This is a genomic window from Rhodococcus sp. MS13, assembly GCF_013277835.1.
In the GTDB taxonomy this organism is placed as follows: domain Bacteria; phylum Actinomycetota; class Actinomycetes; order Mycobacteriales; family Mycobacteriaceae; genus Rhodococcus_F; species Rhodococcus_F erythropolis.
This window is the reverse complement of sequence record NZ_VBTL01000002.1, coordinates 485,796-504,203: the sequence shown is the minus strand read 5'-3', so window position 1 is coordinate 504,203 and position 18,408 is coordinate 485,796. Positions and strand designations below refer to the sequence as shown.

Below are 18,408 nucleotides of genomic sequence, written 5' to 3'. Positions count from 1 at the left end.
AGATCAGGCAGTGCCGACAAAGCGGTACCCGATGCCTCGAATGGTTTCGATGCTGTGGGTTCCGAACGGGAGGTCGACCTTCTTACGTAGGTAACCGATGTAGACCTCGACGATGTTCTCGTCACCTTCGTAGTTGGTGTCCCAGACCGAGCGAACGATCTCGGTCTTCGTGACCACAACTCCGTTGTTGCGCATCAGGAACTCGAGAACGCTGTACTCACGTGGCGTCAGCGTCAATTCGATTCCCGCTCTGATCACCTGATGTTTGGCGGGGTCGAGGGACAGGTCTCCCACGGTGAGTATCGATGGACGCTGGGGAGCGCCCCGCCGCACCAGTGCGCGAAGCCGCGCGAGGAATACTACAAACGAGAAGGGCTTGACCAGGTAGTCGTCGGCACCGAGATCGAAAGCATCAGCGAGGTCGTATTCGCCGTCCTTCGCCGAGAGCATGAGGATCGGCGTCCACACCTCCCGGGCGCGTAGGTCCCGCACGATGTCGTATCCGTGTTTGCCCGGCAACATGATGTCGAGAACGATCACGTCGAATTCGTCGCTGCAGGCAGTCGCGAATCCGTCGTCCCCGTTGAGTTCCACGGCGGTCACGAATCCCTCGGCTACCAATCCCCGCCGGATCGTCTCGGCCAGGCGTACTTCGTCTTCGACAACCAGTACTCGCACCACCGGCCCCGTTTCGTCGACACGCAGTTGTTCGGATGCACCCAGTAGAGCAGACGGTGGGCCCATGACCGAGTTACGTTCAGCGTTTCTTCAGCTTCTGATCGTCACACTGCATTCATGCCAGCAACTGTGTCGACCGTGCGAAACGTGGTCACCGAAGTCTTGACCGAGAGCACCACCGCAGAAATTGCGGTTGCCGCAATCGTGGTGGCAGCCGCGCTGTTCGCATTCGGTTCGATCTACCGGGCCTCCAGCGTTCGGTCAACAGCGCTCCGCGCGTCCGGGCTCGCCCTCGCCCTGGTGACGCTCTCGATCCAGGTATATCGAAACGGGTGGTTGACGAGCTTCGACGGGCCGGTGACCGACTGGATGGTCGATCATCGGAGCGGCGCCCTCAACCAGATCGCGGTCGCCGTCACAGATCTCGGTAGCCCGGTCGCCACCGCGCTGCTCGGGATCACCTGCGGAGTGCTCATATCGTGGCGAGCGCGTTCGGTTGTTCCGGGCTTGATCGTGATCGGAACCGTTGGCGGTGCGGCAGTCGCCAGTACGGTAATCAAAGCGCTCGTCGGTCGCGAACGTCCGCCGACCAACATCCAGGTTCTTCTCGAGACCGGCCACTCGTTCCCGTCCGGTCACGTCACCGGCACAGCAGCGCTGTTCGGCATTGCGGTTCTCGTTGTGAGCGTCGACCGAACACCGTCCGTCAAACGCCTTCTGATGCTGCTCGCCGTGACGGTCACCGTTGTCGTCGCGCTCACTCGCCTCTACTTGGGAGCTCACTGGCTCACCGACGTCGTTGCCGGAGCTGTTCTCGCAACGCTTGCCGTCACTGTGGGTGGCGCTGTCTTCCGGTTCGTCGGCACGCACAACCAGTCCGAATCAACTACTGCTGCAGTGCGCTCTGCAGAACCTTCAGCACTTCACGAGCCGCAGTCGGCCCGGTATTGAGGTAGAAGACGTCGTCGTCGACAGCAACGGCATGGTTGGCAATCACTCCACGTAACTGCGCCCACAACGGCGCGTTGGTCAACGTCGCCGGGTCCCCGCCTTGCACTCCGTAGAAGATCCAATCAGCGTCCGCCACGTTCAGCTCTTCCTCACTGATGTCTCGGGAGGTGTCGTCGAATTGCTGCGACTCCGGACGCGTCAGGCCGGCATCCTGGGCGATACTTCCGGTGAACGAAGGAATACCGAAGATGCGCAAGCGATTTCCGTTCTGGCGGGTGAACGACACTGTCGTCGGCGACGAAAGGGACGAACCCAAGGCCGCGGCGTCGGCGTTGAACGTATCCAGCAGTGCCGTCGCCTGCTGCGTCTTACCTACCCCGTCGGCAACCAGCAGGAAGTCCTGCTTCCAGTTGACGCCGGTCCCCTGCGTTGCCACGGTGGGCGCAATTGCCGAAAGCTGGTCGTACAGCGAATCAGCATCCTTCCCTGCAACATTCATCAAGATCAGGTCAGGATCGAGCTTGACGATCGCTTCGAAGTTCGGTGTGAAGCGCCCACCTGCGTCGACGACATCACCTAGCTGGGCGCGGAATTCGGGGTATGCGGCCAACAGGTACGGCGGCACCAGGTCCGCACCGTCACCACGAGTCGAAGCCGCAGGAACGACACCGAGAGATAAAAGCGCATCTGCTTGCCCGGTCGAAATGACGACAACCTTTTCGGGCTGCGATTCGATCGTGGTGTCCCCTTTGAAGTGTGAAACGGTACGAGGGAATTCGCCGTCCGACTTTCCGCTCCCCATTCCAGACGGGACTTCTCGCGGAGCGACAAACGCAGAGTCCGCCGGAGTCGACGCACTGATGTCAGTGTCTGTGGGCGAGGCGTCGCTCGAGCAGCCACTGAGAGCTGCCACCAATGTCAGTGCGCCGATCAGCATTACACTGCGTGACTTCTGTCCAAAATTCATGATCGTGTCCCGTACGTCGTGAAGCATGACAGCTTCATCTACCGTCATGGTTAGGTGACCCTACCCTTTGAAGAACTGTAAACTATATCTGTGTCAGATACAGTTTTGGGACGTGGATCACACGGGATCGATCGCTACTCTGATCGCGTGCCCACTGCGGAAGAAGCATCGAGATCACTCATCGCTGCGGCGTTCGAATTGCGTCGAGCGCTGCGTGAATACATGTATACGTCGGGTACCGACGCGACTTTGCCAGAGGCACAATCCGAGGTACTTCACGATGTCGCGCACCATCCCGGCACTCGCATCGGGGCCGTGGCCGATCGCCTCTCCAGACGCCCGAACACCGTCAGCACGCTGGTGCGCATCCTCTCCGACAAGGACCTGATCGAGCGGCGACCCGATCCCACAGACGGCCGGGTGAGCACGCTTTTCGTGAAGGACGAGCGAAGCGCGCGCCGGGACCGTCGGTCCGAACTACGCATCGGCGTCCTGGCCCAAGAACTGACAGCCCTCGACGAAGGTGACCTCGACACATTGACCACTGCCATCGGCATCCTCGACCGAGTCAATCGATCACTGCGAGTTCACGCACCGCGATGATGCCACTCAGGTGACTTTCCCACTCTTCTCGTAGACGTCGGCAAAACGCCTCATCTGCTCCGTGATGCCCGTCAGGCTGTACCCCGTACGCAGTTCTACCGAGGCAACCTGGCCCGAAACCACAGCCGGAAGCCTGGTGAACGTCGGCGAATTGAGCTCCGGCGCGTCAGACCACGTCGGCGGAATCAGGAGGAGATCGGCCGGAAAGACGCCCGGCTCTTCCCAACTCGCTGATGCCCAGAAACCGTCCTCGCTGTCCAGCTTCGCGAATTCGACGCCCATCGTTTCGAGAATACTTCCGAGCGGAGTCCATCCCGGCACCGCGTAGTCAAGGCTCGACTCCAACGGAATCGCGTATGCAACAGAGATATTCGTTCGCGATGTGGCCAATTCACGCACCCGGTCACCGAGCGCACTCAACTCTTCCCGTTTTGCCGCGTAGACCGGCGAGGTGTCGGTGCCGCCGATACCCTGAACCAACGAACTGAAGCTGTCCAACGCCGCTTGCGCCCCGTCGGTGATCTTGACACCTGCAATGGGAGCAACCTCTTCGACGCGAGCGATATCGTCGCCCCAGATGCTGCCGAAGTTTCCGCCGTTGTACGAACTCCAGATGTCGATGACCAGATCCGGGTCCACTGCCAGGAGTTTCTCGGCACTGATATCTGTGTCGGTCTCGCTGACATGGGCAATTCCACTGAAGTCGAATGCACTCAACGTTGATTCGTCCAGCCTGGAAAAGCCGATGATGCCGACCGGCACGACGCCGTATTCGAGTAGCACCGGCGCGGTGTCCGCCGTCGCCACAATGCGTTCGGGGATCTTGTCGAGCGAAATCTGCTGACCACGCGCATCGACATACGTCCACACATCACCGTCGGACTTCGCGTCGGTCGTCGAGGTGCCACATGCTGCCAGCACCGTCGAAAGTGCCACTGCCACAGCCATGAAGATGGCCCTGCTACCGCGTTTCGAACGCGGCGCAACAAAATCGATCACTTCTGCCCCATGCTGTCGAGCGGGTTTCGGGCGAACCCCGAACCCGGAAAGTAAAGTAAGCCTCGCCTACATGGCTAACGGTAGAGCGGATCAGGGGATGACGTAATCGCGGAGTTTTGTCAAAGAATGTCGAAATCGGATCAACGATCCGCGTTCTTTCGAAATGCCATCGGCGTGACACCGGTGGACTGTTTGAAAGCGGCGACGAAACTACTGGGCGTCGAGTATCCGATCTGCTCTGCCACGTCGGCGACCGCAACACCTTGGCCGAGTAGGGACATCGCCACGTTCATCCGAAGCAGTACTCGCCACTGACCGAAACTCACGCCGGTGTCCACCTTGAATCGACGAGCCAAAGTGCTGGTGCTGACGCCGATCTCGTTCGCCCAGTCTCCGAAACTGCGTGGGTCCTCCGGATGGGACAACAGGTCGCGTGCAATCCGCCCGACCGGGCCCGAATCGGGGATCTTCATCGCTCCGCGCTCGTCGCCGGGAACAACGAGGTCGAAGAACACTCGCTCGGCGCGGCGCCTCGCGTCGTCCGACATCTCGCGAGCACTCAGATGCAGAAACAACTCGTAGAGTAGCGGCGTGCCGTGTACCGCAACCGGGCGATCACCGAGCGAAGGCCCCTGCCCTACAGCGCAATACACCGTCAGGAACTGCGCACCCGCAGCAACGCGCACCGAGTGTCGATGCAGTGCCGGTATCCACAGCCCTCGTCCCGGCAACAATGTCCACATCTGGGCGCCCGAGCGAACAACCACGATGCCGGAACGCGGGAACAGAATCTCGTTCGATCGGTGCGCGTGGGTTTCCCATGTCACCGGTTGATCAGCACTCGACGCACCACCCCACAGAACCAAATCTTCGGGCTCGTCGTCTAATTCGTGTTCGGATACCACCAGCTCGTCGCTCGACGGCACGCCCCACCGGAGCCAATCACCGTCGACCTCGGATTTTGTCCGCCTCACGTCTACATCCCTGGATCGACCGTCGTCTGTCCAGGTGACTGTAACCGCTACCCACGCCGAGCAGGTGCGGCAGGAAGTTGATCCCACCGCACCTGGCCCCGAGTCGCCGCTCTAGTTCATGTCGTTGGCAATGATGTTCTCGATATTCCGTTCGGCCAGAGCGGTGATGGTGACAAACGGATTGACTCCGACATTGCCCGGAACGAGGGATCCGTCCATGACATACAGTCCCGGGTACTCCGGCAGACGACCGTAGCCGTCGGTCGCCTTGCCAAGCACACAACCGCCGAGGGGGTGGTACGTCAACTGGTCGCCCCACGTCTGCACCGGACCGAAGAGGTCGGTCCGGTAGATCGTGCCTTCCTTCTTGTTGATCTTGTCGAAGAGTTTCTTCGCCATGTCGATCGACGGCTGGTTCTGCGAGCGCTGCCAATTCAAACCGACTTTTCCTGTTGCCGAGTTGAATTGGAACTGAGCACGTTGCGGATTCTTGGCAATCGCCAAGTACAGGCTGACCCACAGTTCGGTACCGGCTGGGAAGGGCGCGATTTCCGCGAACACAGGAGCAGATGCGTCGGCCCAGTTGTCGATACCCATCACGGGGATCGCCGACTGCTTCGCGCCGGTGGCGTCCCACATGTGATTAGCGCGACCCACCATCACGTTGCCGTTGTGCCCCCATTCCTGCCCAACCGCACCCGGCAAATTCGCCAGCTGCCCTTGTGCTTTCATCGCGACCAGGAGCTTACTGGTACCGATACTGCCGGCCGCGAAGAAGACCTTGTCCGCCGTCACCGTCTTGGTGCCGACGGTGTTGCCCTGCTCGTTGATCTGGTTCATCACCACTTGATATCCACCACCGGTCGCGGCCGGCGCAACCGAGGTCACGACGTGCAGCGCCGAGATCGTGAGCTTGCCGGTGGCGGATGCCGCAGCGAGGTACGTCTTGTCCAGAGACTTCTTTCCCGCGTTGTTGCCGTAGATGACCTCACTCACCAGGGCAGACTTGGTGACCTGACCAGCAGCTTCCTGCTTCATGTAGTTGAAGTCGTAGACATTCGGCACGAATGTTGTTGTGTAACCGGATCTCTCAGCGGTCTTTCGCCCGGTTCGTGCGAACTTGTAATACTCGGTCGACTCGAACCAGGCCGGGTCGATGTTGTTGACTCCGAGCGCAGCGTTGGCCCGCGGGAAGTACGTCGAGTACATCTCGTTGGAATCGACCCCGGGCAGGATCTCTTCGAAGTAGTTGCGCTTGGGTGTGACGGCCATGCCGCCGTTGACCAGCGACCCGCCGCCGACCCCTCGGCCTTGGTAGACCTTGATCCCGCCGAAGTCCTCGGCGTCGAGAACGCCGACGTAGCGGCTGATGTTCTTGTCCACCGAGCCGCCGGAGAAGTGTGAAACCGGTTGAACTGTACGGTCTCTGAGCCAGAAGGAACGTCCGTCCGGTGAGAGCATCGGGCAGAAGACCTTGCCGTCGGACCCCGGTGTGGTCCACGACTTCCCCATCTCGACCATGTGTGTGTCGATGCCGGCCTGCGTCAGCCGAAGAGCCGCAACGGCTCCGCCGTACCCGCTGCCGATCACGAGCGCAGGGACACGGTCTCCGTCGCTCAATGCTCGCCTGGGCGCAGCGGCGGCCGTAGTCCACGAGGACGAGAGCGCAGCGGCGCCCACAGCTAATCCTGTTGCTGCCAAGAAGTTTCTACGCGAGAGCGTGGAATTGGTACGTGCGTGCCGTTCGTTGGATCCAGCGCGAATGCTCAAGTGTGCCCTTCTCTTTCCGTGACCCCCGCGCTGAGATATACCGGGAGAAACCGAACGAGAAGTCCATACTCGTGGGTAACTTCGAGGAACCGTTGATTTTCCATGAAAAGGGCCGATGAACAGAAAGTTCACCGGCCCTCCGAAAGAACGAGTCAGGGAAGAGAGATGCGCCCTTCGACGGCGCCGAGTCCGATGTCCGTGCGGAAATGACCGCCGGGAAGCTTGACGTCGGCGATCTTTGCGTAGGCGTCGTCACGCGCTTCGGTCAGATCCTTGCCCACTCCGACAACACTCAGCACACGCCCGCCGGCCGAGACGACGGCTCCGTCTTCACGCTTTTTGGTACCGGCATGCAGGACTCCGTCGGCGTCGGCTCCGGTGATCACGTCGCCGGTGCGGGGGGTCGCCGGGTAGTTCTCGGCAGCAATCACGACCGTGACAGCGGAACCGTCGCGCCACTGCAACGGACCGACCGAATCGAGTGTTCCAGTCGATGCCGCATTGAGTAGACCGCCCAGCGGCGTTTCGAGGAGAGCAAGCACGGCCTGAGTTTCGGGGTCACCGAATCGGCAGTTGAATTCGACGACGGCCGGGCCGTCGACACCGATCGCGAGACCCGCATAGAGAAGGCCGGAGAAACTGCTACCGCGTGCGACCAACTCGGCAGCGACGGGCTTGACGACGTCGTCGACGATCTGCGTGACCATCTCGTCGGGCAGCCACGGCAAGGGGGTGTACGCGCCCATGCCGCCGGTGTTGGGTCCGGAGTCTCCGTCGCCGACGCGCTTGTGGTCCTGAGCCGGGAGCAGTGGGATCACGGTTTCACCGTCGACGAGACAGAAGAGCGAAACTTCCGGACCGTCGAGGAAGGATTCGAGAAGAACCGGGTGCCCGGTCTCGAGCAGTTCAGCGGCATGATCGCGCGCGGCGAGACGATCCGTCGTGACGACTACGCCCTTGCCCGCGGCCAGCCCGTCATCCTTGACCACCCAGTTGGGACCGAAGCGGTCGAGTGCTTCGTCGAGCTTGGCCGGATTGTCGACGATCTCGCTGTGAGCGGTCTTGACGCCGGCGACAGCCATCACGTCCTTGGCGAAAGCCTTCGAACCCTCGATGCGGGCGGCGTCGGCCGAAGGCCCGAAGCAGGCGATACCTGCTGCGCGCACCGCGTCTGCGACGCCGAGGACCAGCGGAACCTCGGGTCCGATGACGACGAGGTCGGCTTCGACCTTCTGGGCCAGCGCGGTAACCGCGTCACCAGAGGCGACGTCGACGGGGTGCTGCTCGGCGATTTTTGCGATCCCGGCATTGCCAGGCGCGCAGATCAGGGCCGTGACACCTGGATCGCGAGCAAGAGAGAGAAGGAGGGCATGTTCACGGGCTCCGGAGCCGATTACTAGTACGCGCACGGGGAACAGACTACGGCCTGCGATAACAGCGCTCTCGGAGTGCCACTGACGGGGCCAAGGTCCCAGCGTTCGACCTTTGTGCGAAATATCCGTTTCGAGATGAGATCATATGAATACCTGAATAGGTGAACAGATGTTTTCGGACACCTGTCCACCAAGGAAAGGACACCCGTGAAACTCCATAAACCAGGCGTTCTGACGCTCACCGCAACCGCCGCAATCGGCGCACTTCTGATCACGTCGTGCAGTAGCCCGACTGGCACCGACTCCTCGGGCAACAACGACGGCCTGGTCTTGGCCGACGGCTACGAACTGGGCGGCTACAACCCGGTCGCAGTCTTCGGCGCTGCCGGTGAGGCCAAGATGTACGACGGTCTCGTCCGGCTCACTGGAGGCACCGGCATGCCGGGATTCGAGCCGTCTCTGGCCGCGGAGATGCCCACGGCCAACGCCGACGCGACAGTCTGGACGGTCAAACTCCGCGACGCGGTCACCTTCTCCGACGGATCGACCTTCGACGCCGCCGACGTGGTTGCCACGTACAAGGCGATCCTCGATCCAGCTTCCGCCTCCGAAGCGCGGTCGTCGTACGACATGATCAGCGACGTCGTGGCCGTCGACGACAGCACAGTCGAGTTCCGCCTCGCCTACTCGTATGCCCCACTGCTGACGAAGATGCTGATCGGCATGGTTCCGTCGGAGTCCCTCGCGACACCCGGACTTGCCGCCGAATCGCCGTTGAACACCGCACCGGTCGGTACGGGTCCGTACACACTCGTCGACCTCTCACCGGATCGAGCGGTCTTCGAGGCGAACGAGAACTACTGGGACGGTGCGCCGGAGATCAAGAAGCTCACTCTCCTCTATGTTCCTGACGACAACACCCGCGCCCAACGTATGGCGTCCGGCGAGATCGACGGAACCAATCTCCCTCCACTGCTTGCCAATACGTTCTCAGGCAAGGACAACATGTCCGTGACGGCCCATCAGTCAGCAGACTGGCGCGGGCTCTCACTCCCGACGAACAATCCCGTGGCAGGCGACAAAGCCGTGCGGATGGCGCTCAACCTCGCCGCCAATCGCCAGTCGATGATCGACAACGTCCTGGGCGGACACGGGCGCGTCGCCGCCACTCCGATCCCCGAGGTCTACGGCGATTCGTACAACCCGAACGCAACCTTCGCCTACGACCCGACCCAGGCCGAGCGAATACTCACCGAAGCGGGCTGGATCGAAGGTGCCGACGGAATCCGTTCGAAAGACGGTCAGCGGGCGCAGTTCACGATCATGTACAACTCCGTCGACACCGTTCGACGCGATCTCGCTCAGGCATTTGCCTCCGACGCTCTCGCTGTCGGCATCGAAGTGGACCTCGAAGCACTCTCCTGGGACCGCATAGACCCTCGCATCAACCAGGATTCGACGCTTCTCGGTGGCGGCGACGAACCTTTCGACCCCGACACACAGGCGTACGACGCGCTGAACTCGAAGTACATCGCGCCCGGGGTCGGCAGCATCTACGACAACGCCAGTGACTACTCCAATCCAGCAGTCGACGCAGGCTTGGAAGTAGGACGCCGCAGCCTGGATCAGGCAACGCGTGATGCCGCGTATCGCGACGTACAGCAGGCGTACGTCGAAGATCCCGGATTTGTCATCCTCGTGTTCCTCGACCATACGTACGTGTCGAAGGATTCCGACTGGCAGATGTCCGGACCGGTACTCGAACCACACTCACACGGTGTGACCTGGGGTCCGTGGTGGTCACTGCAGACGTGGGCCCGAGGGCAATGACAGCGGTCGACGTTCGGCCAGACGCGGGGCCGACACGGGGCCACCGTGACAACTCCCGCCGAAAGGCCATCCTCACGATGGTCGGTCGGCGGGTGTTGTTCATCGTGCCGGTCATCGCCGTGGTGTCCGCGGGACTCTTTGCAGCCGCCGCGATCTCACCGTTCGATCCACTGGTCGGCTACCTCGGCACGCGATACATGACGACAAGCGATGCGGACAAAGCGTTGATCGCCGACCAGATGGGTTTCGACAACCCCTGGTACAGCACGTACTGGAATTGGCTCCAGGGTGTGTTCACCGGTGATCTCGGGATCTCCAGATCGTTCAATCAGCCTGTTTCCCAAGTCATCTTCGAACGTCTGCCATGGACCTTGCTGCTGGTCGGGATCTCACTCCTCATCGCGATTCTCGCCTCGCTGACACTCGGTGTTCTCGCCGGAATCCGCAGTGGAGGATTCCTGGACAAGACCGTGTCCGGGCTGAGCGTCGTGGTCCAAGGACTTCCGCCGTTTGTCTTGTCGCTGGGTGCCATCGCGCTCTTCGCGCTGACTATCGGCTGGCTCCCGGTCGCCGGACTGACCGACGGGGGCGCCGATCCCACACCGGGACAGGTCATCCGGCACTTGGTCCTACCGGTGACGGTGCTCGCCATTTCGCAAATGCCGTGGCTCCTACTTGCCGTCCGAGAGTCCGTCGTGGGTTCGAAAAGTGAGGGATTTGTCGCCGGCGCGGTAGCACGCGGTATCCCGACGCCGACCATCACGAAGCGCCACATACTGCCCACATCACTGGCACCTTTCGTCAACATCGTCGGCGTGCGGTTGCCCGAGCTGATAGTCGGGGCAGTGCTGGTGGAAGAGGTGTTCAGTTGGCCGGGGATCGCCGGCGCCATCGTCTCGTCTGCGCGAGACCTAGACATGGCACTGCTCGCGTTCCTCACCGTCGGTACGACATTGACGGTCATGCTCGGCTCACTGCTTGCCGACGTGCTGGTTGCAGTGCTCGACCCGAGAGTAGGTACCGATGGCTGAACGACGCTTCAAGATCGCCCTCGGCGTGCTGATCCTCGTTGCGCTGTACGCGGCATTGGTCCCATGGTTGGCCGACGTCGACGACCGAGTCACAGACTTCTCGGCGGCTCGCCTGGCTCCGTCGTTCGATCACCCGTTCGGAACTGACTCGGCGGGCCGAGATCTATTCGTGCGCATAGCTGCAGGCATCAGAACCTCACTTCTGATCGCACTCGCCTGCGCGCTGCTCGCCACGGTGATCGGCGTCGCCGTCGGCACTACCGCCGGACTGGTCGGCGGCTGGGTGGACAGGTTCGTCATGCGCGGCACCGATGCCGTCAACGCACTCCCCCACCTGTTGCTCGGCATCGTCATCGTCGCGATGTTCCGTGGAAGCATTGCCGCCATCGTGCTTTCGATCGCACTGACCCACTGGACCCAAGTGGCCCGGATCATCCGCTCAGAGATCTTGAGTCTGCGCGAGCGTCCCTACATCGACGCCGCCATTCTCGCGGGAGCAAGTCGACGTCACGTGATCATGCGCCACCTCGTGCCGGCGACCGCGCCACAGGCCTTGATCGCAGTCGTTCTCCTGCTGCCCCATGCCGTCTGGCACGAATCAACATTGTCCTTCCTGGGTTTCGGTCTTCCCCCGCACAAACCCAGTCTCGGGACGCTCCTCGAAGAGGCACGCAGTTCTCTACTCCTCGGCGGTTGGTGGACGCTTGCATTCCCCGCCGCAGTCCTCGTGATCGCCACCGTCGCTGTTGCAGTTGCCGGTTCGGCCCTGCGGTCGATGCTCACGCCCCCTCGACCTTCGGAGCTACGACTGTGAAACGCGGCCTACGCATCAAATCCCTCACCGTCAGGATCCCTTTGCCCGGAGGATCCGTAGTCCACGCTGCGAGCGACATCGACCTCGACGTTCCAGCCGGCACGGTGACCGCACTTGTCGGGGAATCCGGGTGTGGCAAGTCGATCATCGCCACCTCGGTCATGAACATGTTGCCGCCGAATGCTTCTCGAACCGGAACGGTCACCGTCGGTACAGCGGACCTCGAGATCGACGTCTTCTCCGGCACCGCGTTCCGTGGGCGGCACGTGGCTCTCGTTCCACAATCCGCCGCAACACATCTCACCCCCGTCCGGACTGCGCGATCGCAGCTACAGGAGACGATCGACGCACTCGGCAGCGACCACACTTGCGACGCCTTGGCACTTCGCGTCGGACTCGAACCGTCGGCCCTGGACTGTTACCCGCACGAACTGTCGGGCGGCATGGCGCAACGCGTTGCCATTGCCGGTGCGCTGGCCGGGGATCCATCGGTGATCGTCGCAGACGAACCCACCGCCAACCTCGACCGCGAACTCACCGACCACGTCATGGGATTACTTCGAGAGTGCGCTGACTCCGGGGCGGCTGTCCTGCTCATCACCCATGACCTTGCATCACTCACCCGCAGCGATGTCGCGGATCGACTTGCCGTCATGTACGCATCACGCATCATGGAAACCGGTCCGGCGGCTCTGGTGTTCCACGATCCGCTTCACGACTACACCCGAGACCTGCTCGGCGCCTTGCCATCCCGAGGCTTGACTCCCATGCCCGGATCACCACCGCAACTCACCGATCTCCCCGACGACTGCGTCTACCACTTACGACGCCCGGAGTCGAAACAATCCGGTGGCCCGACCGAACTGGTCACACTGGGTGACCGCACGTACCGAACGCTGCGGAAGGTGGGCTGACATGAGTTTGCAAGCTCTGGGAATTACCAGCGGTTACCACCGGAACCGACCGGTGCTCGAGAACGTCTCGCTCGAAATTCCGCCGGGAAGGCTGATCGGCCTGACTGGGCCTTCTGGCACCGGAAAATCAACACTTGCAAGGATTCTCGCCTCGTTGGATGCACCGTGGTCAGGCGAGGTGCGAATCGACGGATCACCCGTCGTGGGTACCAAATTCTCGGTATCCGCGGCACTGCGCGGGACGGTGTCCATGCTGTTTCAGTCACCTCGCGCATCAACCGACCCTCGGCAGACGCTCGCCTCGATCATCGGTCAACCCGGCGATATTGCCGGTAGGACAATCGATGTGGTCGCACTGGCAGCAGAAGTGGGCCTCACTCCCGATCTCTTGTCCCGTAGACCCCACCAGGTGAGCGACGGCCAACTGCAGCGCGCCTGTCTAGCGAGATCGCTGGCGCAACAACCGAAATACCTCATCTGTGACGAGGCGACGGCGATGCTCGACGCCGCCACGACGGCCGCGCTCATTCGGTTGATCGAGAGTCGCGCCACCGAAACCGGCGTCGGCGTATTACTCATCAGCCATGATCGCGAATTGCTCGGCGCCTGCTGCGACGTGGTCCACGACCTCGACAGTATTAGCGCTTAGCCCCTGCGAAATCCACCCTTGACTCGAACGGATGTTCGAGTATAATTTGGGGAGGGGATCGGGGGATTCAATGAGTGTTCTGTTGTCGGATGTGGTGTCGGGTTCTGCGGTGGGGTTGCGCGGACGCCTGTGGCGGTTGACGGCTGCGGAGTTGCGTGCTGCTGCTATCGAGGCGAGTGCGGAGATTCTGCGTCTCGAGGCTGTTCGGGTGGCGGTGGTGGACGAGTTGTCGATGCGTCCCGATGATCAGGTGATCGCCAGCCGCGGGGTGGGGTGCTGGTTGGCGGCGAACACGATGCTGCAGGTTCGGGACGGAAAGAAGATCGCCGCGTTGGGTGCAGCTTTGCGGCCTTTTCCGGCGGTGGCTGCCCGGTTCGATGTCGGGGATTGCTCCTTCGATCATGCCGTGTTGATCGTGGCGTTCTGCGAATCACCACCGAAGGGCATGCCGGAGGAGGCGCTCCCTCGCTGTATCGATTTGTTGCTCGCTGCCGCTTCCGGAGTGGAGACGACGACCACGAAAGTGCGGAGCGTGATCGCGACCTTGGAGCGAATCTTCGAATCCGACGAGATTCCACCCGCGGAAGATGACGACCGGAACGAACTCCGCATCGCGTCGACGTTGAACGGTCGGGTGGTGGTGCGCGGAGATTTCGACGCTCTCACCGGGGAAATGTTGTTGTCGGCGTTGTCGAATCTGACGATGCCCACCCCGGCACCCGATGGAACCCCCGATGCCCGGTCGGCAGCGAAGCGGACCGCGGACGGGTTCACCGAACTGATCCGCCGCTACCTGGACTGCGCGAAGACCGGTACGGATGGTGGTCAGCGTCCGCACGTGAACGTGCACATCAACGCCCGCGATCTGGCGGAGCACCGGAACTGCGCCGCAACACCAACTGATGGTGGAGCGACTGTGTCGGATCTCGATGTCGGGCACATGCCCTGGCTCGGACCACTGTCCGTCTCGCAGACCAGACTCCTCGGCTGCGACTGTTTCCTCTCGACTGTCCTGCTCGACGGTCACGGGGCTCCGCTCGATGCGAAACCCGGGAAACGGTTTGTGTCCGCCGAACAGCGCGTGGCGTTGATCGCGAGAGACAAGGGCTGCGCCTTCCCGGGCTGCACATGCGTGCCCGCCTGGACGGATGCACACCACATTCGGCACTGGGCTAACGGCGGGCCGACGGTGATGAACAACCTTGTCCTGCTGTGCCGTTCGCATCACCGGTTGATGCACCGCAAAGCCGGGTTCGTCGGGAAATGGGTGATCCGGATCGGGGTCGACAACAAACCGTGGTTCATCCCGCCGCCCTCGATCGATCCGCAGCAGCACCCGCGGCCGGCGAACACCACCTTCAAAACCTGAGGACGAACCTCAGACATACAACTTCACGCCAGGTCCGCATCGGGGGAGCACCTCCGATGCGGACCTGGCGTGCGTTCATGTTGGTCAGCCCCCAACCGTCAAGTCGTAGAGGGTTACTCCGTCCACCGTTGTGGCGGTGAAGTTTTCGGTCACCCACGTCGAGATGGCGGTAGCGGTGCCTTCGGCGTTCATACCGCCACCCATCCCACCGCCGGCGATGAAGAAGTGAATCTTGCCCTCGGACACGTACTGCTGGAACTGCGCGAGCGTCGGGGACGGATCGCTCCCGTTGAACCCTCCGATAGCCATGACCGGTGACTGCGTCGCAAGCTGATAGCCCGAGGCGCTGTTGGACCCGATTGCCGCGGCTACCCACGTGAACTGGTCGGAGTTCTCTTCGAGTGTGGACACGACCGCGGCTCCCGGTGTACTGCCCTGAAGCAAACCACCGGCTGTGCCGCCGCCCATTGCACCCCGCGTTCCGTCGGTGGTCGATGTGGTGGTACCCGGAGCTGTTGCACCACCGGGCATCTGACCCATTCCGGCAGGGGGCGTTCCCGGCGTTCCGGTCCCTGCCCCGTCAGTCCGACGGTTCCCGCCGTCAGCCGTCCCGCCGAATCCGCCGAATCCTCCGCGGCCACCGCCCGGCCCGCCCATTCCACCTTCGACGCTCGGTCCGGCCGAAACTATGGAACCGGTATGCGGAGTGTTGATCGTGTCGATCGCGTACGCAGTCGGACCCGCCAGACCGGTGAAGATCGCCGCGAGGATCACTGCCACAGCCAATCGACCTCGCGTCACTGCAGGAATCAGCACTGCCACGGCAGTGACGATGCCGACGACCAGAATCGCCCAGCGAAGCCACGGTACGAACGAAGGCGAGCGTCCGAGCAGTACCCACGCCATCGCGACGGTTGCGGCCAACGACACTGCCAGAACGAGGCGAACCCAGAGGACGTCACGATGACGCCAAGCGAATACGGATCCTGAACCGATCAGTGCGGCGATCGCCGGCGCCAGCGCAACGGTGTAGTAAGCGTGGAAGATTCCCGCCATGAAACTGAAGGTCAATCCGGTCACCAACAGCCACAGTCCCCAGACGATGAATGACGCGCGCTGTGTGTCAGCGCGGGGAGCCCTGCCTCGCAGCACGATTCCAGCCACCAGAAGTATCAGTGCAGCAGGAATCAACCAGGCGATCTGTCCGCCCTGGGCAGATTCGAACAGTCGGGTAATGCCGGTACTCCCCCACATACCGCCACCGGCGCCACCACCTGGTGCCATGCCTCCCGCTGCCATACCGCCTGCGGCCTCGCCCATTCCGGGGAAGCCTCCCGCAGCAGCACCGGCCGCAGCATCACCAGCACCGCGCATTCCGCCGCCGCCGACGCTTCCGGTCTCGTTGCCGCTCAAGCGTCCGAGCCCGTTGTAGCCGAGTGTCAGTTCGAGAATCGAATTGTTCTGCGAACCACCGATCCACGGACGTGAGTCGGCCGGCCACAGTTCGACGATTGCCAACCACCATCCGGCGGAGACGATCAGTCCGCCCAGTGCCGCGAACAGTTGGAGTACGCGCTTACCCAGTTTCGGCGGTCCGGCGATCAGATAGGTGAGCGCCAGCGGTGGAACTACCAACATGACCTGTAATTGCTTTGTCAGGAAACCGAATCCGCAGAAGATACCGACCAACACCAGCCAGCGGGTGCGACCGTCCTGCACGGCGCGCATCATCGCCCACACTGCTGCGATCATCAGGAGCACCAGCAGGGCATCCGGGTTGTTGAACCGGAACATCAGCGCCGCTACGGGTGTGAGCGCAAGTACCAAGCCGGCGAGGAGGCCGGCGGCCGCACCGAAATACCGTCGAACCGTTCCCCACAACAGCGCAACCGATCCGACCCCGAGGAGTGCCTGCGGCACCAACATCGCCCAGGAATTGAGTCCGAAGATGCGAACCGACAGCGACATCAACCACAGGGACATCGGTGGCTTGTCGACGGTGATCGAGTTGGCAGCATCCGAGGAACCGAAGAAGAAGGCCTTCCACGACACCGAACCTGCTTGGACCGCAGCAGCATAGAACGAGTTGGCCCATCCGGACGCGCCCAGGCCCCAGATGTAGGCGACTCCGGTGCCCACCAACAACACTCCGAGCGCCCACGGTTCCCAGCGCACCTGACGCTGCGGTTCCGGCGCCGGCAGCGGCGCGGCGAGTGTCTCTGCAGTGGCGGTCATCGATTGGCTCCTACGGATTGTGCAGTGCGAAAAACCCAGCGCAGCGCGATGAATCGGCTCACTGTGGCAACAAGATTGGCAATGACGAGCACGGCAAGCTCCACGTGCTTGGACGCGTCGGGCGCCATGACGTCGAGAACGAACAACGATCCGCTGGTGAGCAGTAGACCGAACCCGAACACGAGCAGGCCCTGCATCTGGTGACGGGCGGATCCTTCCGACCCGCGGATCCCGAAGGTGAAGGCTCGATTGGCGGCGGTATTGAATACCGCGGTCACCAGCAATGCGACGGCGTTGGCCCACTGCGCCCCCATTACCGAGTGCAGTGCGAGGTAGAGCAGTGCGTACGCGAGTGTCGAAATGACTCCCACCACGGCAAAGCGCGAGAGCTGCCCGACCATTCCTCGAGGGACTCCGGGAACCAGTGGTTCACGTCCGAAACTCGCCCTGAGCTCAGCCAAGGGAAGGGAACCGGTCGACAGTGCTCGCCCGACTCGGACCACACCTTTGAGGTCGGCAACTGCGGTGGCAATGATGTCAACCCGACTGTCCGGATCGTCCACCCAGTCGACGGGGACCTCGTGAATCCGCATGCCCGCTCGCTCGGCCAGCACAAGCAATTCGGTGTCGAAGAACCACCCGGTGTCCTCCACCAGCGGAAGTAGTTGCCGCGCAACATCGACTCGCATGGCTTTGAATCCGCACTGAGCGTCGGAGAAGCGAGCATGCAGTGCGCTTCGGAGGATGAGGTTGTAGCTACGTGAGATGAACTCACGCTTGGGGCCGCGTACCACGCGCGACGAACGTGCCAACCGGGAACCGATGGCGATGTCCGAGTGGCCGGAGAGCAGCGGAGCAATCAACGGCATCAGGGCATTGAGATCGGTGGAGAGGTCGACGTCCATGTACGCGACCACGTCGGCATCGGAGTCGCTCCACACCTGCCGCAGTGCTCGACCACGGCCCTTCGCATCCAGGTGGACGACCCGGACGTCGTCGAATTCTTCGGCGAGGGAACGCGCGAGCGCCAACGTGCCGTCGACACTGGCGTTGTCCGCGATGGTAATTCGTGCAGAGAATGGCACCTGTGTGCGTAAATGCCGGCGCAGGCGCCGCACGCACGTCTCGAGGCCGGCCTCTTCGTTGTATACCGGGACGACCACGTCCAGCACTACAGTCGTCGCGGAAAGCTCCCCTGCGTCCGTGCTGCCCGCGGTCTGCATGGCTTCTGTCGTCATGCGTCCTAGATTT

16 protein-coding genes are annotated in these 18,408 nt (G+C 62.2%); 8 read left to right on the top strand and 8 right to left on the bottom strand.

From position 1 onward, the window contains the following. Positions 1-3: 3 nt before the first annotated feature. Complete coding sequence (locus FEZ59_RS04715; RefSeq protein WP_030534675.1) at positions 4-678, bottom strand: response regulator transcription factor; 675 nt, start codon at positions 676-678, stop codon at positions 4-6. A 117-nt stretch (positions 679-795) separates the two neighbouring features. Here FEZ59_RS04715 and FEZ59_RS04710 point away from each other — a divergent pair, with 117 nt between their 5' ends. Then, complete coding sequence (locus FEZ59_RS04710; RefSeq protein WP_202022464.1) at positions 796-1,629, top strand: phosphatase PAP2 family protein; 834 nt, start codon at positions 796-798, stop codon at positions 1,627-1,629. On the opposite strand, the gene FEZ59_RS04705 is transcribed toward FEZ59_RS04710, so the two are convergent. Beyond that, on the bottom strand, positions 1,565-2,644 hold the full coding sequence (locus FEZ59_RS04705) for an ABC transporter substrate-binding protein (RefSeq protein WP_242459690.1): 1,080 nt from the start codon (positions 2,642-2,644) through the stop codon (positions 1,565-1,567). The genes FEZ59_RS04710 and FEZ59_RS04705 overlap by 65 nt on opposite strands. 99 nt (positions 2,645-2,743) lie before the next feature. Between FEZ59_RS04705 and FEZ59_RS04700 the strand changes: the two genes are divergently transcribed. After that, positions 2,744-3,199 carry a MarR family transcriptional regulator gene (locus FEZ59_RS04700; protein ID WP_172932300.1) on the top strand — a complete coding sequence of 152 codons (456 nt, stop codon included), beginning with the start codon at positions 2,744-2,746 and terminating at the stop codon, positions 3,197-3,199. Between the two features lie 6 nt (positions 3,200-3,205). Here FEZ59_RS04700 and FEZ59_RS04695 read toward each other — a convergent pair whose 3' ends face one another. From FEZ59_RS04695 to purD, 4 genes are all read right to left on the bottom strand, one after another. Continuing rightward, the gene (locus tag FEZ59_RS04695) at positions 3,206-4,147 is read right to left on the bottom strand and encodes an ABC transporter substrate-binding protein (RefSeq protein WP_172932299.1); all 942 of its coding nucleotides are present in this window, start codon (positions 4,145-4,147) and stop codon (positions 3,206-3,208) included. Between the two features lie 191 nt (positions 4,148-4,338). Continuing rightward, positions 4,339-5,172: an AraC family transcriptional regulator gene (locus tag FEZ59_RS04690; RefSeq protein WP_031332880.1), complete on the bottom strand. Its 834-nt coding sequence runs from the start codon at positions 5,170-5,172 to the stop codon at positions 4,339-4,341. Between the two features lie 111 nt (positions 5,173-5,283). Continuing rightward, on the bottom strand, positions 5,284-6,852 hold the full coding sequence (locus tag FEZ59_RS04685) for a GMC oxidoreductase (protein ID WP_201026968.1): 1,569 nt from the start codon (positions 6,850-6,852) through the stop codon (positions 5,284-5,286). Between the two features lie 242 nt (positions 6,853-7,094). After that, positions 7,095-8,351 carry a phosphoribosylamine--glycine ligase gene (purD, locus tag FEZ59_RS04680; protein ID WP_021333105.1) on the bottom strand — a complete coding sequence of 419 codons (1,257 nt, stop codon included), beginning with the start codon at positions 8,349-8,351 and terminating at the stop codon, positions 7,095-7,097. Positions 8,352-8,522: 171 nt separating this feature from the next. Between purD and FEZ59_RS04675 the strand changes: the two genes are divergently transcribed. From FEZ59_RS04675 to FEZ59_RS04650, 6 genes are all read left to right on the top strand, one after another. Then, complete coding sequence (locus FEZ59_RS04675; RefSeq protein WP_172932298.1) at positions 8,523-10,145, top strand: ABC transporter substrate-binding protein; 1,623 nt, start codon at positions 8,523-8,525, stop codon at positions 10,143-10,145. Then, positions 10,142-11,176 (top strand): ABC transporter permease, encoded by a 1,035-nt coding sequence (locus FEZ59_RS04670; RefSeq protein ID WP_172932297.1) that lies wholly within the window; start codon positions 10,142-10,144, stop codon positions 11,174-11,176. Before FEZ59_RS04675 ends, FEZ59_RS04670 begins: the two co-directional genes overlap by 4 nt. Further along, positions 11,169-11,990, top strand: coding sequence for an ABC transporter permease (locus FEZ59_RS04665; RefSeq protein ID WP_020906350.1), 822 nt, complete (start codon positions 11,169-11,171; stop codon positions 11,988-11,990). Before FEZ59_RS04670 ends, FEZ59_RS04665 begins: the two co-directional genes overlap by 8 nt. Further along, a complete protein-coding gene (locus FEZ59_RS04660; RefSeq protein ID WP_172932296.1) occupies positions 11,987-12,904 on the top strand; it encodes an oligopeptide/dipeptide ABC transporter ATP-binding protein in 918 nt (305 codons plus the stop codon). Before FEZ59_RS04665 ends, FEZ59_RS04660 begins: the two co-directional genes overlap by 4 nt. 1 nt (position 12,905) lies before the next feature. Beyond that, positions 12,906-13,553 (top strand): ATP-binding cassette domain-containing protein, encoded by a 648-nt coding sequence (locus FEZ59_RS04655; RefSeq protein ID WP_172932295.1) that lies wholly within the window; start codon positions 12,906-12,908, stop codon positions 13,551-13,553. A gap of 70 nt (positions 13,554-13,623) precedes the next feature. Continuing rightward, a complete protein-coding gene (locus FEZ59_RS04650) occupies positions 13,624-14,922 on the top strand; it encodes an HNH endonuclease signature motif containing protein (RefSeq protein WP_172932294.1) in 1,299 nt (432 codons plus the stop codon). Positions 14,923-15,006: 84 nt separating this feature from the next. Here FEZ59_RS04650 and FEZ59_RS04645 read toward each other — a convergent pair whose 3' ends face one another. Continuing rightward, positions 15,007-17,157 carry a glycosyltransferase family 39 protein gene (locus FEZ59_RS04645; protein WP_172932293.1) on the bottom strand — a complete coding sequence of 717 codons (2,151 nt, stop codon included), beginning with the start codon at positions 17,155-17,157 and terminating at the stop codon, positions 15,007-15,009. After that, complete coding sequence (locus FEZ59_RS04640) at positions 17,154-18,380, bottom strand: dolichyl-phosphate beta-glucosyltransferase (RefSeq protein WP_230544140.1); 1,227 nt, start codon at positions 18,378-18,380, stop codon at positions 17,154-17,156. Before FEZ59_RS04640 ends, FEZ59_RS04645 begins: the two co-directional genes overlap by 4 nt. Positions 18,381-18,408 lie beyond the last annotated feature (28 nt).